Origin of the sequence: Deinococcus aquaticus (assembly GCF_028622095.1) — a bacterium.
Lineage (GTDB): Bacteria > Deinococcota > Deinococci > Deinococcales > Deinococcaceae > Deinococcus > Deinococcus aquaticus.
This window is the reverse complement of sequence record NZ_CP115166.1, coordinates 241,150-258,621: the sequence shown is the minus strand read 5'-3', so window position 1 is coordinate 258,621 and position 17,472 is coordinate 241,150. Positions and strand designations below refer to the sequence as shown.

The window sequence follows — 17,472 nt, the reverse complement described above, 5'->3', positions numbered from 1 at the left end:
AACATGCCACAGAGGGAGTCCGGCTGAATGGGTTACAGCGCCTCTCGACCCGGGTCCGGGTCAGTCCGGGCGTTCAGGTTGGGCAGGGAGTCCCGGAGCGGTGACGCGCTCCGGCCACTGCGCCCGCCACCGCGCGAACTGTTCGGCACTCAGGCCCGGCGCGTACAGCCAGCCCTGCATCAGGTCGCAGCCGAGTTCAGCGAGTTGCGCGGCCTGTTCGGATGTCTCGACGCCCTCGGCGACCACGTCGATGCCCATGGCGTGCGCCATGAGAACACTGGCGCTCACGATAGCGCGGCTTTCACGGCCCGCCTGAGAGTCCTGACCCAGGTCGTGAATGAAGGAACGGTCGATTTTCAGTTCGTCGACCGGCAGGGTCCGCACGCTGACCAGCGAGGAATACCCGGTGCCGAAATCGTCGATGCTGATGCGCACGCCCTCGTCCCGCAGCGCCTGGAGTGTTTCGCGGGTGCGGGCGGGGTTGTCGACCAGGCCGGTTTCCGTGACTTCCAGAACCAGTCGGCGGGCACTGAGGCCGCTGCCGGTCAGGGCGGCGCGGACTTCCGAGGCGAAATCCGGGGCATTCAGTTGAAGACTGGACACGTTGACACTCAGGCACACGCCGGTCCAGCGGGCAGCTTCCTGGCAGGCGGTGCGCAGCACCCAGGCACCCAGTGCGCCCATCAGGCCGCCCATCTCCGCGACGGGAATGAACTGGTCGGGCGGCACGGTCCCCAGGACCGGGTGGGTCCAGCGCAGCAGCGCCTCGGCCCCGACGAGGGTGCCACGGCGAACACCGATCTGCGGCTGGAACACCAGATGAAAGTCGCCGTTGCGCAGGCTCTCGCGCAACGCCGTTTCCAGCGTCAGGGTCTGCAGGCCGGTGCGCGCGACCGGCTCGAACACCTGCGAGAACACCTGGCGGCGCTTGGCGCCGTACATGGCGGCGTCGGCCTGCTGGTGCAGTTCGCTGGCGTCGGCGGCGGTGTCCGGGTAGACGCTCCAGCCCAGTGACGCCTGGAGCAGCACGAGGCTGCTGCCAGCGCCGCCGCTGACGGTTCCGGTGCTGATCTCGAACGGCGTGTCGAACACCGCACTCAGGTCGACGGTCAGGGCAGGCACGCGCGCAGCGTCGACCAGCAGCGCGAATTCGTCGCCGCCCATGCGGGCCAGTGCCTGAACGCCGTGCCGGGCGCACACGGCGTCCAGTCGGCCGGCCAGCTGGCGCAGCAGCTGATCGCCAGCCGGGTGGCCGTACCCGTCGTTCAGGAACTTGAACCGGTCGAGGTCCATCAGGCCGAATGCCAGCCGCTGGTCCGGGCGGGCCTCGCCGCGCAACTGACGGTCCAGGTGTTCGCTCAGCGTGACGCGGTTCATCAGGCCGGTCAGCGGGTCCGTGAAGGCCAGCGCGGCCAGCCGTTCCTGCTGCGCGTGCTGTTCGACCAGCATGGCGGCGGCCGACACGCGCCGCCGCAGGTCTTCGAGCACTGGCCCCGACCAGCGGTGCGGGTCCGGGTGCGCGGCGATCAGCACGCCCAGCAGCTGACCGGCGCGGCCGTACAGGGGAAGCTGCACGACGCTACGCACGCCCAGGTGCGGGGTCATGGCCTGCGCCGCCGGGTCGGGCAGGTCGGCGTGCAGCAGGTCGGGCACGATCAGCGGTTCGCCCTGCCCGTCAGGGTCGGTCAGCTGCCAGAACCGTTCCATGGTGGCCAGCGGTTCCCTTTCCACGCGCTCCGTGAACTCGTCGCTGATCGTCCCGATCACCTGCTGCATGCCGGCGTGGTTGGCGATGACCAGCGCCGGTCGCCAGCCGGGATGCGCGGCTGCCACGCCTCCGAGCAGGGCCGCCATGCTGCCGTGCAGTGGGGAGCCGCTCAGGGCCAGGCGGTTGGCGCGGGCCACCTGAGTCTGCACCTCGGCCGTCTGGTACGCCTCGGTCACGTCGCGCAGGTTGATGGCCCAGTAGACGCAGGTGTCGTCGTCCCGGATGGGACTGATGTTCACCTCGGCCCACTGGTGCGCGTCGGGCAGGTACAGCACGTCACGGCGCAGCTCGGTGGGATGCAGGCGGCCCAGCATGTCCATGATGGCGCGGCGGTTGCCCTCACCCAGCGGCCAGTCCGGCATGGGCGTCTCGGGCAGCTGGTCCAGACCGTGGCTGCGCAGGAATGCATGCAGGGCGGGGTTGCCGTACACCACGCTCAGGTAGGCGGGGCCGGGGCGGGCGTCCACGACCAGCAGCGGGTCCACGGAGGTGTTGACCATGGTTTCCAGAAGTGTCACGCGCTGGGTCTGCTCGGGCGAGGCAGTCACGTCGGACCCGTACCCGATGAGCAGGCGGACCTGGCCGTCCTGGCCGGTCACTGGCCAGAGCGCCCGGCGGATGATCTTGTGGCCGCCGGGCGTGCGGAAGTATTCCTCCCACTGCTGGACCGCGCCTTCACCCGCCAGTTGAAAGTGATGGTCACGCGTTGCGGTCCGGCGGGCCGGGTGGCCGCGCCACTGACCGTACTCGCGGTGCGTCAGGCCGATCGCGCCGGCCCGGACGGCCGGGTCGCGGATGGCCGCCGGATTCACGTACAGGTAACGGCCCTGCAGGTCGAACGCGGCGACGTCCAGCGGCAGGTTATCCAGCACGTCGGCCAGCAGGGACGGGGGAGGCGCGCCCTCACCGCAGGACCCCAGGGTCAGCAGCAGGGTCTGCTGGCCGCCGGGCAGGGGCAACCGGACGCCGGTCAGGTCCGTGTGCACGGCCTGCCCGGCGGCGTCCAGCAGGGCGAACGGAGAGGCCGGGCAGGGTTCACCAGTCTGGGCGAGTGTCCGCAGCCGTTCCAGTGCGTGGTCGCGCTCTGCGGCCGGGAACAGAGGCCAGAAGGGCAGCCCGTCCAGTGAACGCCGGCTCCGCTGCAACCGGGCTGTGAAGGCGTCGGTCGTTCCCAGAATGTGCAGGGTGACGGCGTCGACGACAGCCAGAGCCTCTACACTGCCCAGCAGGGCAGACAGGATCACTGCGTCCTGATCAGTCTGGGTGCCGGATGAGTGCATACAAGAGAGTATTCAACGGCGGCCCTTACGAAATCCCTCCGGGGTTACCCGGTAGGCCCTCAGGGAATTCACCTCTTATTCATTAATCGCCCACCAGTTCGGAGGTCGCTTGCGGGTTCTGCCAGCAGTGACCAGTTTCGCCCCCGGGAAACCGTCGCCTCGGTGGGCTCCGCTGCCCGTCATGGGTTCTCCCACGGAATCCACGAAAGAGGACAGTGACGCTGCGCGGGAGATACTGAACGTCGATGCTGGACCGCCTGACCGAACCCGACGTGACCGCGCTGCGCACCCTGACGGGCAGTATGGACCCGGTCATCGTGGTTGACGGCGACCTTCAGGTGCTGGGCGTATCCGAAGCGTTCCTGGCCCTGAGCGGCTGGACGGCCGCTCAGCTGCTCGGGCAGCCGCTGACGCAGCTGTGCCTGCCGCACGACCGCGAGGAACTGCACCGGGCCGCGCAGGTGTTCCTGCTTCAGGGCACGCTGCCGGACCGGCGGGACTTCACGCTGCGCAGCGCCCTTCACGGGACCGCCGACCACGAGGCGCTGCCGGTGCAGCTGCGCGGCGTGCGCTACGACCTGCCCGGCGCGGGGAGAGTCGCGGCGCTGCTGGTGCGGCCCGTCACGCCGCTGCGGCCCATCACGCAGTTCTACCGGCAGGTGCTGCAGGAGTTACCGCTGGGCGTGGCCGTGACGGACGCGGCCGGGCGGTACGTGTACGCCAACCCGGCCGCGCTACCGCCAGACAGCGCCCCGCAGCAGCTGATCGGGCGCACCGACCGGGAGGCCGCCGGGCTGCTGAACCTACCGGAAGCGGCGCTGCGGCTGCGCGAGGAGGCGCTGACGCAGATGCGGCGCGAACCGGCGCGGCTGGCCTGGGATGAACTGCTGGCCGGCGGCACCGTGCAGGAACGCACCCTGATTCCCCTGCACAGCGCGGCGGGAGACCTGAAGGTGCTGTCGTTCGCCACGGACCTGCCGGAACGCGCTCGGCAGTCCGAACGGCTGACGCTGCTGGAGGGCAGCATGCAGGCCACCACCTCGCCCGTGTGCATTCTGGACGCCCGGCGCGGCGCGCAGCACGGCCGGGTCGCCTACGCGAACGCCGCGATGGGCGCGCTGCACCCGAGTACGCAGGTGCCGGGAACGCACCCGCTGGAATGGCCGTGGCTGCCGTTGGACCGCCAGGGCCTGCGGGAACTGCTGACGTACCTGAACGACACGCCGGAACCCGCGTTCAAGTACGACCTGCACCTGCCGGGCCGCCGCGAGTGGTGGGAGGTCTCTGCCACGCGGGTGGGCAGCGCCGCCGGGCCGGGCAGCCACTGGGCGCTGATCCTGCGGGACGTGCGTGAGGAGCGGCACACGGACCTGTTCCTGCGCAGTTTCGCGGACGCCACGGTCATCTCGTTGCAGGACGCGCCGCTGGAAGCGGTGCTGGCGCCCATCTTCCGGGGCGTGGAGCAGGTGGCGCGCGGCTGGAGTCCCGGCGTGGCCACCCTGGAGAGCGAATTCATGAGGATCATGGGGCCGGTGCCTGCCCCGCTGGGGCGGATGCTCGCCCGCTTCCCGACGCAGGAAGCGCGGCAGTTGTGGAGTGGCCGCGACCTAGAACGGCGGGGAGAGGCACAGGTCATTTACGACCTGTGGGAGCGCGTCCGGGTGGGACAGCAGGTCGGGGACCGCTGGATTCCGGCGGTGCAGACCAGCGTGGAGGTGCCCATGTACGACCGCGACCGGCAGCTGCTGGGCCTGCTGGCCCTGACGCACCCCGACCGCGTGGACGTCCCGCCCGCCGTGCAGCGGCTGGCCGAGAACGTGGCCGGGCAGATCGCGCTGTTCATTGACCGGCAGCGCAAACTGGAGCAGTTGCAGCGGCTGGCGTACACCGACGCCCTGACCGGCCTGCAGAACCGGGCGGGGTTCGCGCGGGAGTCCGCGGCGCTGCTGGGCCGGCCCGCCGACCTGAACGCGCCGCTGGCCCTGGCGCTGATGGACCTGAACCGCTTCAAGCTGGTGAACGACACGCTGGGCCATGACGTGGGTGATCAGCTGCTGGCCGCCATCAGCGAGCGCCTGAGCGAGGTCACGGCCCGCTACCCGGTGCCGGTGCTGGCGCGCATGGGCGGCGACGAGTTCGCGGTGATCCTGAATGACCCGGCGCAGATCGGCGCGCTCAGCGCCGACATTCATGACGCCGTGACCCGCCCGTTCATGATCGGGGGCCGTCAGTTGCGGGTGGGCGTCGCCGTGGGCTGGAGCGTGTACCCGGCTACCGCGCGGGACGGCGCGGCGCTGCTGCGGCAGGCGGATACCGCCATGTATCACGCCAAGCGCACCGGGCAGGGCCATCAGGTGTTCAGTCCGGCCGCGCAGCCCCGCATCGCGCACCTGACGCTGGAAACGGCGCTGTTCGAGGCGCTTCAGGAGGGGCAGTTCAGTCTGGTGTTCCAGCCGCAGGTGGCCTGCGCCGACCGGCGGTTGTGCAGCGCGGAGGTGCTGCTGCGCTGGACGCACCCGGAACTGGGCGTGGTCTCGCCCGCCGATTTCATTCCGGTGGCGGAATCCACCGGGCTGATCGGCAGCATCGGGCTGTTCGTGCTGAGCGGCGCGCTGCGCGAGGTGGCCGGGTGGCCCGCGCACCTGACAGTCAGCGTGAATGTGTCGCCGGTGCAGTTGCGTCAGCCGGACTTTCCGCAGCGGGTGATGGACCTGTTGCAGGAGGCGGGGGTCGCGCCGCAGCGCCTGACGCTGGAAGTCACGGAAACGGCGTTCATCAACGACCTGAACGCCGTGGCGGGCGCCGTCCGCACCCTGCGGGAGCTGGGCGTGCGGGTGGCGGTGGATGATTTCGGCACCGGGTACTCGACCCTGATGACGCTGCGGCAACTGCTGGTTCACGAACTGAAGATCGACCGGGCGTTCGTGCGGGATCTGTGCAGCGAGGGCCGGGAGGGCCGCGAGAACCGCGCCATCGTGCAGGCCACGCTGGGGCTGGGGCAGGCGCTGGGTCTGGGCGTGGTGGCCGAGGGTGTGGAGACGCAGGAGCAGGCGGACCTGCTGGCCGAACTGGGCTGCCCGGTCATGCAGGGCTGGTTGATCGCGCCGGGCCTGAGCGCCCCCGCCTTCCGGGAACAGTTCCTGCCGGGGCTCAGCAGCCCGGACCTGTGCGGCTGAGTCCTGCCAGCGGACGGCGCTGGGCGCGGCCCGGCCGTGCGCTAAAGTGTGCTCCGAACACATCCACCGCTCTGTTCAGGGCATAATGAAGGGACTATGGCACGAGTAAAAACTAAAAGCGAAACGACCGCCCCCACCTCCCCCGCTTCCCCGTACGCGTCCTTCGACGCGCTGATGGCGACCGCCGCCGTCGACAGTCAGATTCAGTCACTCGCCGACAGCGGAGCCGACACCCTGACCCTGGACAGCGCCCTGACCGAGGCGATCACGGCCGCGCAGCGCCGCTGGGGCCTGGGCCTGCACCACCTGACCCACACCGCCCGCAGCGACGGCGACGACATCCTGTTCCTCACGGACGGCCGCGCCACCGCCCCGCTGAGCGGCGGCGTGGAAGCCCTGGCCCGCGCGTACGAGGACATGCGCGCCACCGACGAACGCGGCCTGAGCCTGTGGGGCGCACTCAGCGAGGGCCACCGCCTGCCCGGCGACGCACCCGGCGCCCGCCTGAAAGTCCTGATCGAGGACGCCCGCGATTTCGAAACGCACTGGACCGCCGGCCGCGCCGAGCAGTACTGGCGCACCTGGCGCAGCGGCGAGACCCTGTTCGCGGAAGTCGCCCGGCCCGCCAGCGCCGAGGCCGCCCTCTCGGACGCCGCGTGGGACGTGATCACCAGCATCAAGGACCGCGTGTTCCAGCGTGACCTGATGCGCCGCAGCGAGGAAGTCGGCATGCTCGGCGCGCTGCTGGGCGCGCGCCACGCCGGAGCCCGCAGCAACCTCAGCCTGCTGCCCGACGCGCACTTCACCGTGCAGGCCGCCGTGCACAGCGTCACCGGACCCGACGCCCGCAACGCCGACACGCACCGCGCTCTGCTGCGCGCCGCCAGCGCTGAACTCGACGAACTGCAGTCCCACACCACCCGCCAGCTGGCCGAGGTGCTGCGCCACGGACTGAAGAACAGCTGACAGGAAACTACCGATAGAGCGTGGTTGAAGGTTGATGGAAGGGGCGATCACTCCTCCATCTGTATCGACTACCGACCTTCAACCATCAACTTTCACCCATCAACCCTGTGACGGCGGCGAGGCTGCCGAGCAGCGCCCCCAGCGCGGGGTTGCTGGCGTCCCGGCAGGTGACGAGGCCCACGTCGAGCGTGACGCCGTCCTCCAGCGGCACGAAGGTCACGCCGTCCTGCCGGGGGTTCACGAGCGGTTGCGGGACCAGTGTGACGCCCTGCCCGGCGGCCACGCGGCCCACCACGGCGCTCTCGGTTCCCCCGACAGCGCGGATGCGGGGCAGCACGCCGAACGCCTGACACAGCGCCTGCACCTGCTCGGGCGGCAGGGTGGTGGCGTAGGGCGTGCAGGTCAGCCACTCCTCGGCGGCCAGTTCGCGCAGGTGCAGACTGGTCCGGCCGGCCAGCGGGTGCGTGCTGGGCAGCGCGGCCAGCAGCGGAATGCGGATCAGGGGGCGGGCGCTCAGGCGGTCGTGCCAGACGGGCAGGGCCATCAGGCCGGCGTCCAGTTCGCCGCTCAGCAGGGCCTGACGCTGATCGGGCGTACACAGCTCGGTCGCGTCGATCTGAATATCCGGGTGCGTGGCCGTCATGTGCCGCCACAGTCGGGGCAGCAGGTGCAGGCTGGCGGCCCCCAGGTACCCCAGGCGCAGGTGCCCGGCATGCCCGCTGGCCGTGCGGCGCGCCAGACTGGCCGCGCCGTCCATCTGCGCCAGGATCGCCTGTGCTTGCGGCAGGAAGGCCTGCCCGGCGGGGGTCAGGGTCACGCGGCGGGTCGTGCGGGTCAGCAGGGGCGTGCCGATCCGGTCTTCCAGCGTGCGGATCAGGCGGCCCAGCGGCGGCCCGGTCAGGTTCAGGCGCTCGGCCGCCCGCCCGAAGTGAAGTTCCTGGGCGGTGATCACGAACGCCTGCAGTTGCCGCTGATCCATCCCGGGATTATACCGGATCTGCTTTTAATCGTCGCTGATTGAGTGATTGATCCGCCGCAATGCTGGGCGTAGCCTGCACCCATGACCGACTCCACCTCCAGCGATTCCAGACTCGTGTACACCGCCACCAGCGAGGTCAGCGGCGGCCGCAGCGGGCAGGCGTTCGTGGGCCGCGACCGCCTGAACGTCACCCTGCGCCCCCCGCAGTCCCGCACCGAGGGAGCCGACCCCGAGGAACTGTTCGCCGCCGGGTACGCCTCCTGCTTCCTCAGCGCCCTGCAAAGCGTTGCCCGGCGTGACAACATCACGGTCGGCACGCCCCAGGCCCGCGCGCACGTCAGCCTGCACGCCGAACAGGGCGGCAGTTACCACCTGAGCGTGCAGCTTCAGATTCACCTGCCCGGCACCGACGACGCCACCGCCGAGGCGCTCATTCACGCCGCGCACGCCACCTGCCCGTACAGCCGCGCCATTGCCGGGAACGTTCAGGTAGACCTGGAACTGCACAGCAACCCGCTGCTGTAACCTGCCGCCGCAACGCGCGGCCGCTGTCCAGATCGAACGCCGCCCCGGGTACGAACCGGGGCGGCGTTCGGCGTGACGTGCTCAGCGCCCGGCGCGTTCAGGCCAGCTGGGCGTGCGGCTTTCCTTCCAGAAGCTCACGAAGGCGTCCACCTGCTCCATGAACGTCTGAAAGGAACTGCTCTTGACCATGTACGAACTGGCGTGCAGGGTGTACGCCCGCTCGATATCCCCCGGGTGCGAGGACGTGGAGAGCATCACGACCGGAATCGACACCAGCGCCGGGTCGTCCTTGATGGCCTGCAACACCTCGAACCCCGACATGACCGGCATGTTCACGTCCAGAATCACCACGTCCGGGCGGGTCGGTGGGTGCCGCAGCGCCTCCAGCGCCTCGCCGCCGCTGGAGCAGGTGGTGACGTGCAGCGCGTCGCCGTGCTCATGAAAGACCTCCTGCGCCAGCAGCAGATCCGCCGGGTTGTCGTCGACCAGCAGCACGCGAAAAGGACGGGTCACATGATCCGCCCGCAGGCGCACGTGCCGCCCGGCGCGGGCAGACACAGAGAAAGGTGAAGATTCATGAAGACAGCATAGCGAATGACCGGCCGCGTAACGGCGCGATTGCTCTCCACAGGGGATTCCAACCGGAGTTCAGGTGGCGGCGCGGGTCTCGCTGGACGGGCCCGGCGGGTGGGGATCGTGGGCGTCGATGACGCTTCGGTTGCGGCCGCTGCGTTTGGCGTGGTACATCGCGGCGTCGGCGCGGGCCACGGCGCTGTGCGGGCCGGTGCTGGCATGCGCGCCGCCGATGGAGACGGTGATGGGCCAGCGCTCCGGCGGATACGCGGGAGGCAGGGCCGCCTCTGAACTGGTCCCGGCAACCTGATGGGTGCCGTGCAGGGCGCTGTGATCGTCGGCCGGGCGCAGGTCGAGGGTCAGCGTGGCGGCGCTGCGCAGGCGTTCGGCGACCGCGTGCAGGAACGGCGGTTGGGTGTTGCGCAGAATCACCGCGAATTCCTCGCCGCCGAAGCGGTACGCGGTGTCGCCGGGCCGCAGGGCGGACGCGACGGTCTGCGCCACCTGCGTCAGCACGCGGTCGCCGGTCGGGTGACCGAAGGTGTCGTTCACGCGTTTGAAGTGATCGATGTCGATCATCAGCACGGCGTCCCGGTGGGTCAGGTACACGAGGTCCTGGTCGAACTGGCGGCGGTTCGCCAGTCGGGTCAGGGGGTCCAGCAGCGCCTGCGCCTGAAAGCGGCTGGTGAGCTGCAGCATCTGCAACCGGGCCGTGAGGATCGACCCGCCGATCAGGAAACCCAGCGCGTTGAAGGCCAGCAGCGGCAGGTACGATTTCAGCAGCAGGTCCACGCCGCCCGGCAGGAACACCACGCTCAGGCCGTAGGGCATCAGGACCGGCGCGGCGTAGTACCAGCGTTGCAGCAGGGGCCGGTTGGGGTCAGCGAAATTCACGTACGGGCGCAGGATACTGGCGGCCAGAATCACCAGCAGCATGCTGCTGAGACCGACCGGGACGCCCTGTCCGCCCAGGTACACGCGGTACGCGGCGCTGGGCAGGGCGATCAGCAGGCCCATGGGTGCACCGTACCGCAGCGCGGCGAAGGCCAGCGGCACGGCCCGCAGGTCCATCACGACGCCCGGTGCCAGCTGGGCCGGGAACAGCATCAGGATCACGCCGACCGATGAGAGCAGCGCGGCGCGCAGCCACAGCATCGGCCCGGCCTGCTCGGGCGGCCACGAGCGGTACGTGGCGCTCAGCAGGTACGCCATGGTCACGAACGCGCACAGGTTGAGAAACAGGTCGCCCCACATCCCAGCCGCTCAGGTCCGGCCCGGAGGGAGGGGCGTGTGCAGGTCCAGGGCTGCGGTCTGGCCGCCCTGCTTGGCGCGGTACATGGCGTGGTCGGCGCGGCGCAGCAGGTCTGCCGGGTCGCCCGGAGTGGGGGCGCTGCTCAGGCCCAGGCTCACGCTGACGCGCAGTCCGGACGGCATGCGCAGGTGCTGGGGCAGGTCGGTCGTCAGGTCGCGGGCGCGGCGCAGGGCGTCCGGGCCGGTCAGCAGCAGCGCGAACTCGTCGCCGCCGTACCGGGCGAGCAGTTCGCCTGGGCGCAGCAGCGCGCCGATCTGTTCGGCCACGAAGCGCAGCACGGCGTCCCCGACCGCGTGACCCAGGGTGTCGTTGATGACCTTGAACCGGTCGAGGTCCATCACGCCCAGCACCAGCGGGTCGCCGGGCAGGGCGGCGCAGGCAGTGGCCAGCGTCCGGTCGAAGGCGCGGCGGTTGGGCAGGCCGGTCAGGGTGTCGGTGTGCGCCATGGCCTCCAGGTCCCGCAGGGCCAGCCGCAGCCGCAGTTCCGAGAGGACCAGTTCCGAGAATTGCGCCAGGACTTCCAGGTTGCCGTCACCGAACTCGCGCGGCCGGGTGTCCATGACGCACAGCGTCCCCACCGTGTGCCCGTCGTCGGTGACGAGCGGCACACCGGCATAGAAACGGATGCGTGGGCCGCCCAGCACGGAGTTCAGCGTAGCGGTCCGCGGGTCCAGCAGGGTGTCCGGAATGATCAGCGGCGCGCGCTGGTCCACCGTGATCGCGCAGATGGACTGCGGGCGCGGGTCCTGACGGGTCGTGAAGCCCGTGGACGCCTTGAACCACTGGCGGTGGTCGTCCACGAACGTGACCGAGCCGTACGGCGCGCCGAAGTAGCGGGCCGTGAGGTCCATGATCCGGTCGAACTGCGGTTCCGGATCGGTGTCCAGAATGCCGAGGGCCAGCAGCGAGGCCAGCCGCAACGCTTCGGTACCGGCAGGTTCCGCGTGGGCAGGGTCGGGTTGTGGGTGCCGCTGCTTGAGCACTACGTGCATTCCACCTCCCGGTGGTTCTCCGGCGCGCCCGGGGCCTGAAGAACGGTCACACTGCGTTGTGGGCGCGCTTATCGTAGCAGGTTCAGCCTGCTTGCATCTTCCCGCAGGGTCACAGGCATAGCCAGTCGGGCCGCCCCTCACTGGGGAGGCAGGCGTTTTGACAGTGGCCCCCCGACATGGGTACGCTGGGGGCGTTATTCGTTAGCCGTCTAAGTATCTCGCAGCTCTCCCCGCGCGTTCCCGGAGGTTCCCCTTGACCCGCCCCGCCCGCCTGACCCTGACCGAACTGAACGCCCTGAGCGCCGACGCCTTCGCCACGCACTTCGGCGGCGTGCTGGAGCACTCGCCGCGCTACGCCGCGCAGGTGGCCGCCGCCCGCCCCTTCCCGGACGCGGAGGAGTGCGCGCAGGCCTTCATGACTGCCGCCCGCAGCGGCACGCCGGAGGAACAACTCGCGCTGATCCGCGCCCACCCGGACCTCGCGGGGAAGGCCGCGCACGCCGGCGAACTGACCCCGGAAAGCGCCAGCGAGCAGGCCAGCGCCGGACTGGACCGCCTGAACGCCGACGAGTACGCCGAATTTCACCGCCTGAACGCCGCGTACCACGACCGCTTCGGGCTGCCGTTCGTGGTGTGCGTGCGCGAACACGACAAGGGCAGCATCTTCCGCGCGGCCCGCGAGCGACTGGCGAACACGCCAGAGCAGGAACGAGGGGCCGCCCTGCACGAGATTGGCCGCATCGCGCGCCTGCGCGTGCTGGATCTGATCAACGCCTCCCCCACCCCCGCCCACTCCACAGGAGGCCCCATGACCGACCCCACCCCATCCGATTCCACTGTCACCCAGCCCGCCGGCACCCCTGCGCCCGTGAAGGTCCGCCTGGGCAGCAACAACTACGGGAAGGCCGACGTGCGCCTGTTCAAGGTGTACCGCGACCAGCCGGGCCAGCCGCAGGGCCGCCACGACATCAAGGACGTGTGGGTGCGGGTCGGCATGCGCGGCGATTTTGACGCCGCGCACGAGATCGGGGACAACACCGGGCTGGTCGCCACCGACACCGTCCGCAACACCATCTACGCGCTGGCCAGGGATCACCTGACGGGCAGCGTGGAGGCGTTCGGGAAGGACCTGATCCGGCATTTCGTGAGCCGCGGCCCGCGCGTGAGCGGCGCGTACGCGACCTTCACCGAGCACCTGTGGGACCGCCTGCCCGACCCGGCCCGCACGGGCGGGCACGACCACGCCTTCGTGCGGCAGATGCCCAAACGCACCGCCCGCGTGGACGGCGACGGGCAGACCTTCACGGTCGAGAGCGGCATCGACGAACTGTTCATCCTGAAAACCACCCAGAGCGGCTGGGCCGGCTTTCACCGCGACGACTTCACCACGCTGCCCGACACCACCGACCGCATCCTGGCGACCACCGTCACCGCCCGCTGGACGTACCTGAACGCCGAATGCGATTACGACGCCGTGTGGGCCGAGGTGTACCGCACGCTGCTGGAGGTCTTCCCGGACCATTACTCGCACTCCATGCAGCACACGCTGTACCGGCTGGGCGAGGCGGTCCTGACCCGCTGCCCGGACATCGAACGCATTCACTTCTCGTTCCCGAACCGGCACCACATTCCGTACGACCTGGCGCGCTTCGGGATCGAGAACGGCGGCACGATCTTCCACGCGGACGCCGAACCGTACGGCGTGATCGAGGGCTGGGTGGAACGCGAGTGAGCGGCCCAGGCAACAGCAACGCAGGCCTCAGTACCCACGTGCTGGACACCGCGCGCGGCCGCCCCGCCGCCGGCGTCCCGCTGGAACTGCACGCCGTGCAGGGCGACACGCGCACGCTGGTCACGCGCGCCGTCACCAACAGCGACGGCCGCACCGACGCGCCCCTGATTGCGCGCGGCGAACTGCGCCGCGGTACCTTCGAACTGGTGTTTCACGTCGCGGAATACTTCGCCGCGCACAGCCCTTCCGACCCGGCTCAGCCCGATCCCTTCCTGGATGTGATCACGCTGCGCTTCACGGTCGCCGATGCGGGCGCGCATTATCACGTGCCGCTGCTGGTCAGCCCCTGGTCGTACAGCACCTACCGGGGCAGCTGAGGGGCGCGTGCCCACAGACTCACATCAGACCCAATCGGAGCAGGACTCCCGGTCCAGCACAGCCGCGCTGCTGGAGTGCCTGCACCGCGACTGGCAGGCCGCCCGGCCCGACCTGAACGCCCGGCCCATGCTGCGCGTGCTGCGCCTGACCCGCCTGGGCGCGGCCCTGCAGGCCGAGGTGGACGCCCCCCTGCACGCCGAGGGCCTGAACGCCGCCGGTTGGGACCTGCTGCTCACGCTGTACCGCTCCGCGCCGCCAGAGGGCCTGAGCCCCGGACAGCTGAGCGAACTGAGCGCCGTCAGCGGCCCCAGCACCACCAACCGCGTCGCCCGCCTCCAGGCCCGGGGGCTGGTCACGCGGCGCACCGACGACCGCGACCGCCGCTCGGCCCGCATCACGCTGACGCCCGCCGGACGCGCCGCCGTGGACCGCCTGCTACCCGGCCACCTGCACCGCGAAACACGTGCCCTGGCCGCCCTGACCCCCGCCGAACTGGACACCCTGGACCGGCTGGCCGCGCGGCTGCTGGGCGCGCTGGAAGGAGGCAGTGGGCAGTAGAGAGTAGGCGGGCAGCTGCCGCCTGCCAGAAACCACAACAGAAAGGGGGCCGCACGTTCAGCGCGGCCCCCTTTCTGTCTGACTGTCCCCGGTTCAGTCGGCGGCGTTCACGGCCTGGGGAGCGTTCTTGACGATGGGCAGGCCGTCGGCGTCCAGGGGTTTTTTCAGGACGCCCAGCATGACGGTGCTGATCACGGTGCCGGCCAGGATGGCGACCACGTACATGGGCAGGTTGGTCACGGCGTTCGGGATGAACAGCACGAAGATCCCGCCGTGCGGGGCGCGCAGCAGGCACCCGGCGGCCATGCTGATAGCTCCGGCGGCGGCGCTGCCGATCATCAGGCTGGGAATGACGCGCAGGGGATCGCGGGCCGCGAAGGGAATGGCGCCCTCGGTGATGAACGAGATGCCCAGCACCCCGGCGGCCTTGCCGGCCTCGACCTCGTCTTTCGTGAAGCGGTTCTTGAAGACCAGCGTCGCCAGGAACAGCGCCAGCGGGGGCGTCATGCCGGCGGCCATGGTCGCGGCGATGGGGCCGTAGACCTTGGCGCCCAGCAGACCGGTGCTGAAGGTGTACGCGGCCTTGTTGATGGGGCCGCCCATGTCGAAGGCCATCATGGCGCCCAGCAGCGCGCCCAGCAGGCCCGCGCTGGTGTTGCCCAGGCCCTGCAGCCAGGTGGTCAGGCCGGTCAGGGCGGCCGCGACGGGTTTCCCGATCACGAACATCATCAGCAGGCCCACGGCCAGGGTGCCCAGAAGCGGCAGCAGCAGCGTGGGTTTCAGGCCCTCCAGGGTGCGGGGCAGTTTGATGGAGCGGGTCAGCCACAGCACGATGTACCCGGCCAGGAAGCCCGCGATGATGCCGCCCAGGAAGCCGCTGCCGGTCAGGCCGGCGAGGAAACCGCCGATCATGCCAGGCGCGAGGCCGGGCCGGTCGGCAATCGAGAACGCGATGTACCCGGCGAGGACCGGCACGAACAGCCCGAACGCGCCGTTCGCGCCGATCTTGAACAGGGTGTTGCCGAGCGTGCCGGCGTACTTGTCCTCGTAGATGAAGATGCCCTGATCCCCGAACTGGAACGAGCCGATGGCGAACGCCAGGGCGATCAGCAGACCGCCCGCCACCACGAAGGGCAGCATGTGCGACACGCCGGTCATCAGGTGCTTGTAGAAGGGGGGGACGCCCGCGTTCTTGCTGGCCTTGGCGGCGGCGGCCTGCGCCACGTAATCGGGGCTGCTGGCATCGGCGCCGCCAGTGGCCGCCACGCCGTGCACGGTCGCCTGGGCCTGCGCGGTGCGGATGACTTCCGAGCCGTCCTTGATGGCGGGCTTGGTGCCAGTCACGTACACGCGCTTGCCGGTGAAGCGGCTGAGGTCCACGTTGGTATCGGCGGCAATAACGACCAGGTCGGCCTTCTGGATGTCCTCGGGCGTCAGGGTGTTCCCGGCGCCGACGCTGCCCTGCGTCTCGATCTTGGCGGTGTACCCGAGTTTCCTGGCGCCGCCCTCGAGACCCTCGGCGGCCATGAAGGTGTGCGCGATGCCGGTGGGGCAGGCGGTGATGCCGACCACGTGCAGCGGGCCGCTGGCAGCGGCGGGTGCAGCGGCGCTGCTGGGGGCGGCGCGGCCGATCAGGGCGGCGGCGTCGCGGATGGCGTCCTGGGTGCTGGCGCGCACGACGGTCTTCCCGGCAAAGCGGGTCTCGTCGATGTTCACGTCGGCGGCGAGGATCACGGCGGCGGCGGCGGCGATGTCGGCGGCGCTCAGGGCGTCCTGCGTGCCGACGCTGCCCTGCGTTTCCACGCGGACGGTGTGACCGGCGGTCTGCGCGGCGCGGCGCAGGGCCTCGGCGGCCATGAAGGTGTGGGCGATGCCGGTGGGGCAGGCCGTGACTGCAACGATGTGTGCCATGGGTGAACTCCTGGGAAGAGTGGCGGCTGCCTGAAACGGACAGCGGCCGGAAACGTGGGGCGGAGGGCCTGATCAGCGGGGAGGGAGGCGGGAACGGCGGCCGGTCAGTGTGTGGCCCGTCAGTAGGTGAACTTTCAGGCGAACGGCGGTGAGGCGCGAACGGAACTGCGGGCGAATGGAACTGCGGACAGGCTCAGGCGGGCGTGACCTCGACCTGCGCGGCCAGCGCGGCCAGCGCAGCGGGGTCCGGCAGGTGCGGCCCGAGGCGGGTGATGCTGCCGGCGCTGAAGCTCGTGGCGCGCCGCGCGGCGTCTTCCAGGCTCAGGGCGTCCAGGTGAGCGCTGACCAGTCCGGCGACCATGGCGTCCCCGGCCCCGACGGTACTCAGGACCTGCACGCGGGGCGGGCGAGCGAACACGGCCCCGGTGGCCGTGACGATCAGCGCGCCGCGTTCGCCCTGCGAGACGGCCACGATCTGCGCGCCGCGCGCGATCAGGTCGCGCGCCGCCTGCAGCACCTCGGTGTCCCCGTTCAGGCGGCGGCCCAGCGCGCCTTCGAGTTCGTGAATGTTGGGTTTGATCAGGTCCGGCAGGACCGGCGCGGCCAGCGCGGCGTTCAGGGCGGCGCCGCTGGTGTCCAGCGCCACGAACACGCCGGCGGCGCGCAGCCCGGCCGTCAGGGTGGCGTAGTAGTCGGCGGGCACGCCGGGCGGGAGGCTGCCGGCCAGCACGACGGCGTCCGACCGGGCGCTCAGGTCGCTGAGGGTCGCGTGCAGTTCGGCCAGGGTTTCGGGCGTGGCGCTCAGGCCCGGCAGGTTGATGTCGGTGGTTTCCTGCGCGGCGCCGTCCACGAGTTTCACGCCCACGCGGGTCGCGCCACTGACGCGAATGAAGGCGTCGGTGACGCCCTTCTCGCGGAACAGGGCCTCGAAGGGCGCGGCGTTGTCGCGGCCCAGCAGGCCGGTCGCGGTGACGCTGAGCGCGCCCCCCTGCCCGGCGCGGTCCGGAGCCGAGCGGTTCCAGTCGGCCCGGTTCCAGTCGGCGAGGATGCTGGCGACATTCACGCCCTTGCCTCCGGCGTCCTGTTGCAGGCTCTGTCCGGCGTTCACCTCGCCGCGCTGCCAGCCGTCGGCGCGGACGGTCAGGTCGAGGGCGGGGTTCATGGTGAGCGCCGTGACGTGCCGCGCCCCGCCGTGGCGTCCTTGCGGCGTGCTCATACGGACTCCGATTGAATGGGCTGCAAAGACCGTTCAATCCGGGCGGATGCGAGTAGGAGACGGGCGGGTTCCGGACGTGGAGTTGACAGATCGGTGGTGTTCCGAT

At 70.5% G+C, this 17,472-nt stretch carries 13 protein-coding genes; 6 read left to right on the top strand and 7 right to left on the bottom strand.

What is annotated here, in order from left to right:
* Positions 1 to 60 precede the first annotated feature (60 nt).
* The gene (locus M8445_RS16030; RefSeq protein WP_273990988.1) at positions 61 to 3,048 is read right to left on the bottom strand and encodes a sensor domain-containing protein; all 2,988 of its coding nucleotides are present in this window, start codon (positions 3,046 to 3,048) and stop codon (positions 61 to 63) included.
* 245 nt (positions 3,049 to 3,293) lie between these two features.
* Between M8445_RS16030 and M8445_RS16025 the strand changes: the two genes are divergently transcribed.
* The gene (locus tag M8445_RS16025) at positions 3,294 to 6,224 is read left to right on the top strand and encodes an EAL domain-containing protein (RefSeq protein ID WP_273990987.1); all 2,931 of its coding nucleotides are present in this window, start codon (positions 3,294 to 3,296) and stop codon (positions 6,222 to 6,224) included.
* A 96-nt stretch (positions 6,225 to 6,320) separates the two neighbouring features.
* Positions 6,321 to 7,190 carry a DNA repair protein gene (locus M8445_RS16020; protein ID WP_273990986.1) on the top strand — a complete coding sequence of 290 codons (870 nt, stop codon included), beginning with the start codon at positions 6,321 to 6,323 and terminating at the stop codon, positions 7,188 to 7,190.
* 85 nt (positions 7,191 to 7,275) lie between these two features.
* On the opposite strand, the gene M8445_RS16015 is transcribed toward M8445_RS16020, so the two are convergent.
* A complete protein-coding gene (locus M8445_RS16015) occupies positions 7,276 to 8,169 on the bottom strand; it encodes a LysR substrate-binding domain-containing protein (protein ID WP_273990985.1) in 894 nt (297 codons plus the stop codon).
* A gap of 81 nt (positions 8,170 to 8,250) precedes the next feature.
* Between M8445_RS16015 and M8445_RS16010 the strand changes: the two genes are divergently transcribed.
* Positions 8,251 to 8,694 (top strand): Ohr family peroxiredoxin, encoded by a 444-nt coding sequence (locus tag M8445_RS16010; RefSeq protein WP_273990984.1) that lies wholly within the window; start codon positions 8,251 to 8,253, stop codon positions 8,692 to 8,694.
* 81 nt (positions 8,695 to 8,775) lie between these two features.
* Here M8445_RS16010 and M8445_RS16005 read toward each other — a convergent pair whose 3' ends face one another.
* From M8445_RS16005 to M8445_RS15995, 3 genes are all read right to left on the bottom strand, one after another.
* Positions 8,776 to 9,207 carry a response regulator gene (locus tag M8445_RS16005; RefSeq protein ID WP_273990983.1) on the bottom strand — a complete coding sequence of 144 codons (432 nt, stop codon included), beginning with the start codon at positions 9,205 to 9,207 and terminating at the stop codon, positions 8,776 to 8,778.
* Positions 9,208 to 9,342: 135 nt separating this feature from the next.
* Positions 9,343 to 10,521 (bottom strand): GGDEF domain-containing protein, encoded by a 1,179-nt coding sequence (locus M8445_RS16000; protein ID WP_273990982.1) that lies wholly within the window; start codon positions 10,519 to 10,521, stop codon positions 9,343 to 9,345.
* A 9-nt stretch (positions 10,522 to 10,530) separates the two neighbouring features.
* Entirely contained in the window at positions 10,531 to 11,571 is a 1,041-nt protein-coding gene (locus M8445_RS15995; protein WP_273990981.1) for a sensor domain-containing diguanylate cyclase, read from the bottom strand.
* Positions 11,572 to 11,824: 253 nt separating this feature from the next.
* Here M8445_RS15995 and pucL point away from each other — a divergent pair, with 253 nt between their 5' ends.
* Genes pucL through M8445_RS15980 form a run of 3 tightly spaced genes read left to right on the top strand, consistent with a single transcriptional unit; the run spans position 11,825 to position 14,239 of the window.
* The gene (gene pucL, locus M8445_RS15990; RefSeq protein WP_273990980.1) at positions 11,825 to 13,303 is read left to right on the top strand and encodes a factor-independent urate hydroxylase; all 1,479 of its coding nucleotides are present in this window, start codon (positions 11,825 to 11,827) and stop codon (positions 13,301 to 13,303) included.
* Complete coding sequence (gene uraH, locus M8445_RS15985) at positions 13,300 to 13,680, top strand: hydroxyisourate hydrolase (protein WP_273990979.1); 381 nt, start codon at positions 13,300 to 13,302, stop codon at positions 13,678 to 13,680. Before pucL ends, uraH begins: the two co-directional genes overlap by 4 nt.
* Before the next feature lie 7 nt (positions 13,681 to 13,687).
* Positions 13,688 to 14,239: a MarR family winged helix-turn-helix transcriptional regulator gene (locus M8445_RS15980; protein ID WP_273990978.1), complete on the top strand. Its 552-nt coding sequence runs from the start codon at positions 13,688 to 13,690 to the stop codon at positions 14,237 to 14,239.
* 93 nt (positions 14,240 to 14,332) lie between these two features.
* On the opposite strand, the gene M8445_RS15975 is transcribed toward M8445_RS15980, so the two are convergent.
* Complete coding sequence (locus M8445_RS15975) at positions 14,333 to 16,150, bottom strand: PTS fructose-like transporter subunit IIB (protein WP_273990977.1); 1,818 nt, start codon at positions 16,148 to 16,150, stop codon at positions 14,333 to 14,335.
* A gap of 193 nt (positions 16,151 to 16,343) precedes the next feature.
* Positions 16,344 to 17,366 carry a 1-phosphofructokinase family hexose kinase gene (locus M8445_RS15970; RefSeq protein ID WP_273990976.1) on the bottom strand — a complete coding sequence of 341 codons (1,023 nt, stop codon included), beginning with the start codon at positions 17,364 to 17,366 and terminating at the stop codon, positions 16,344 to 16,346.
* Positions 17,367 to 17,472: the final 106 nt, after the last annotated feature.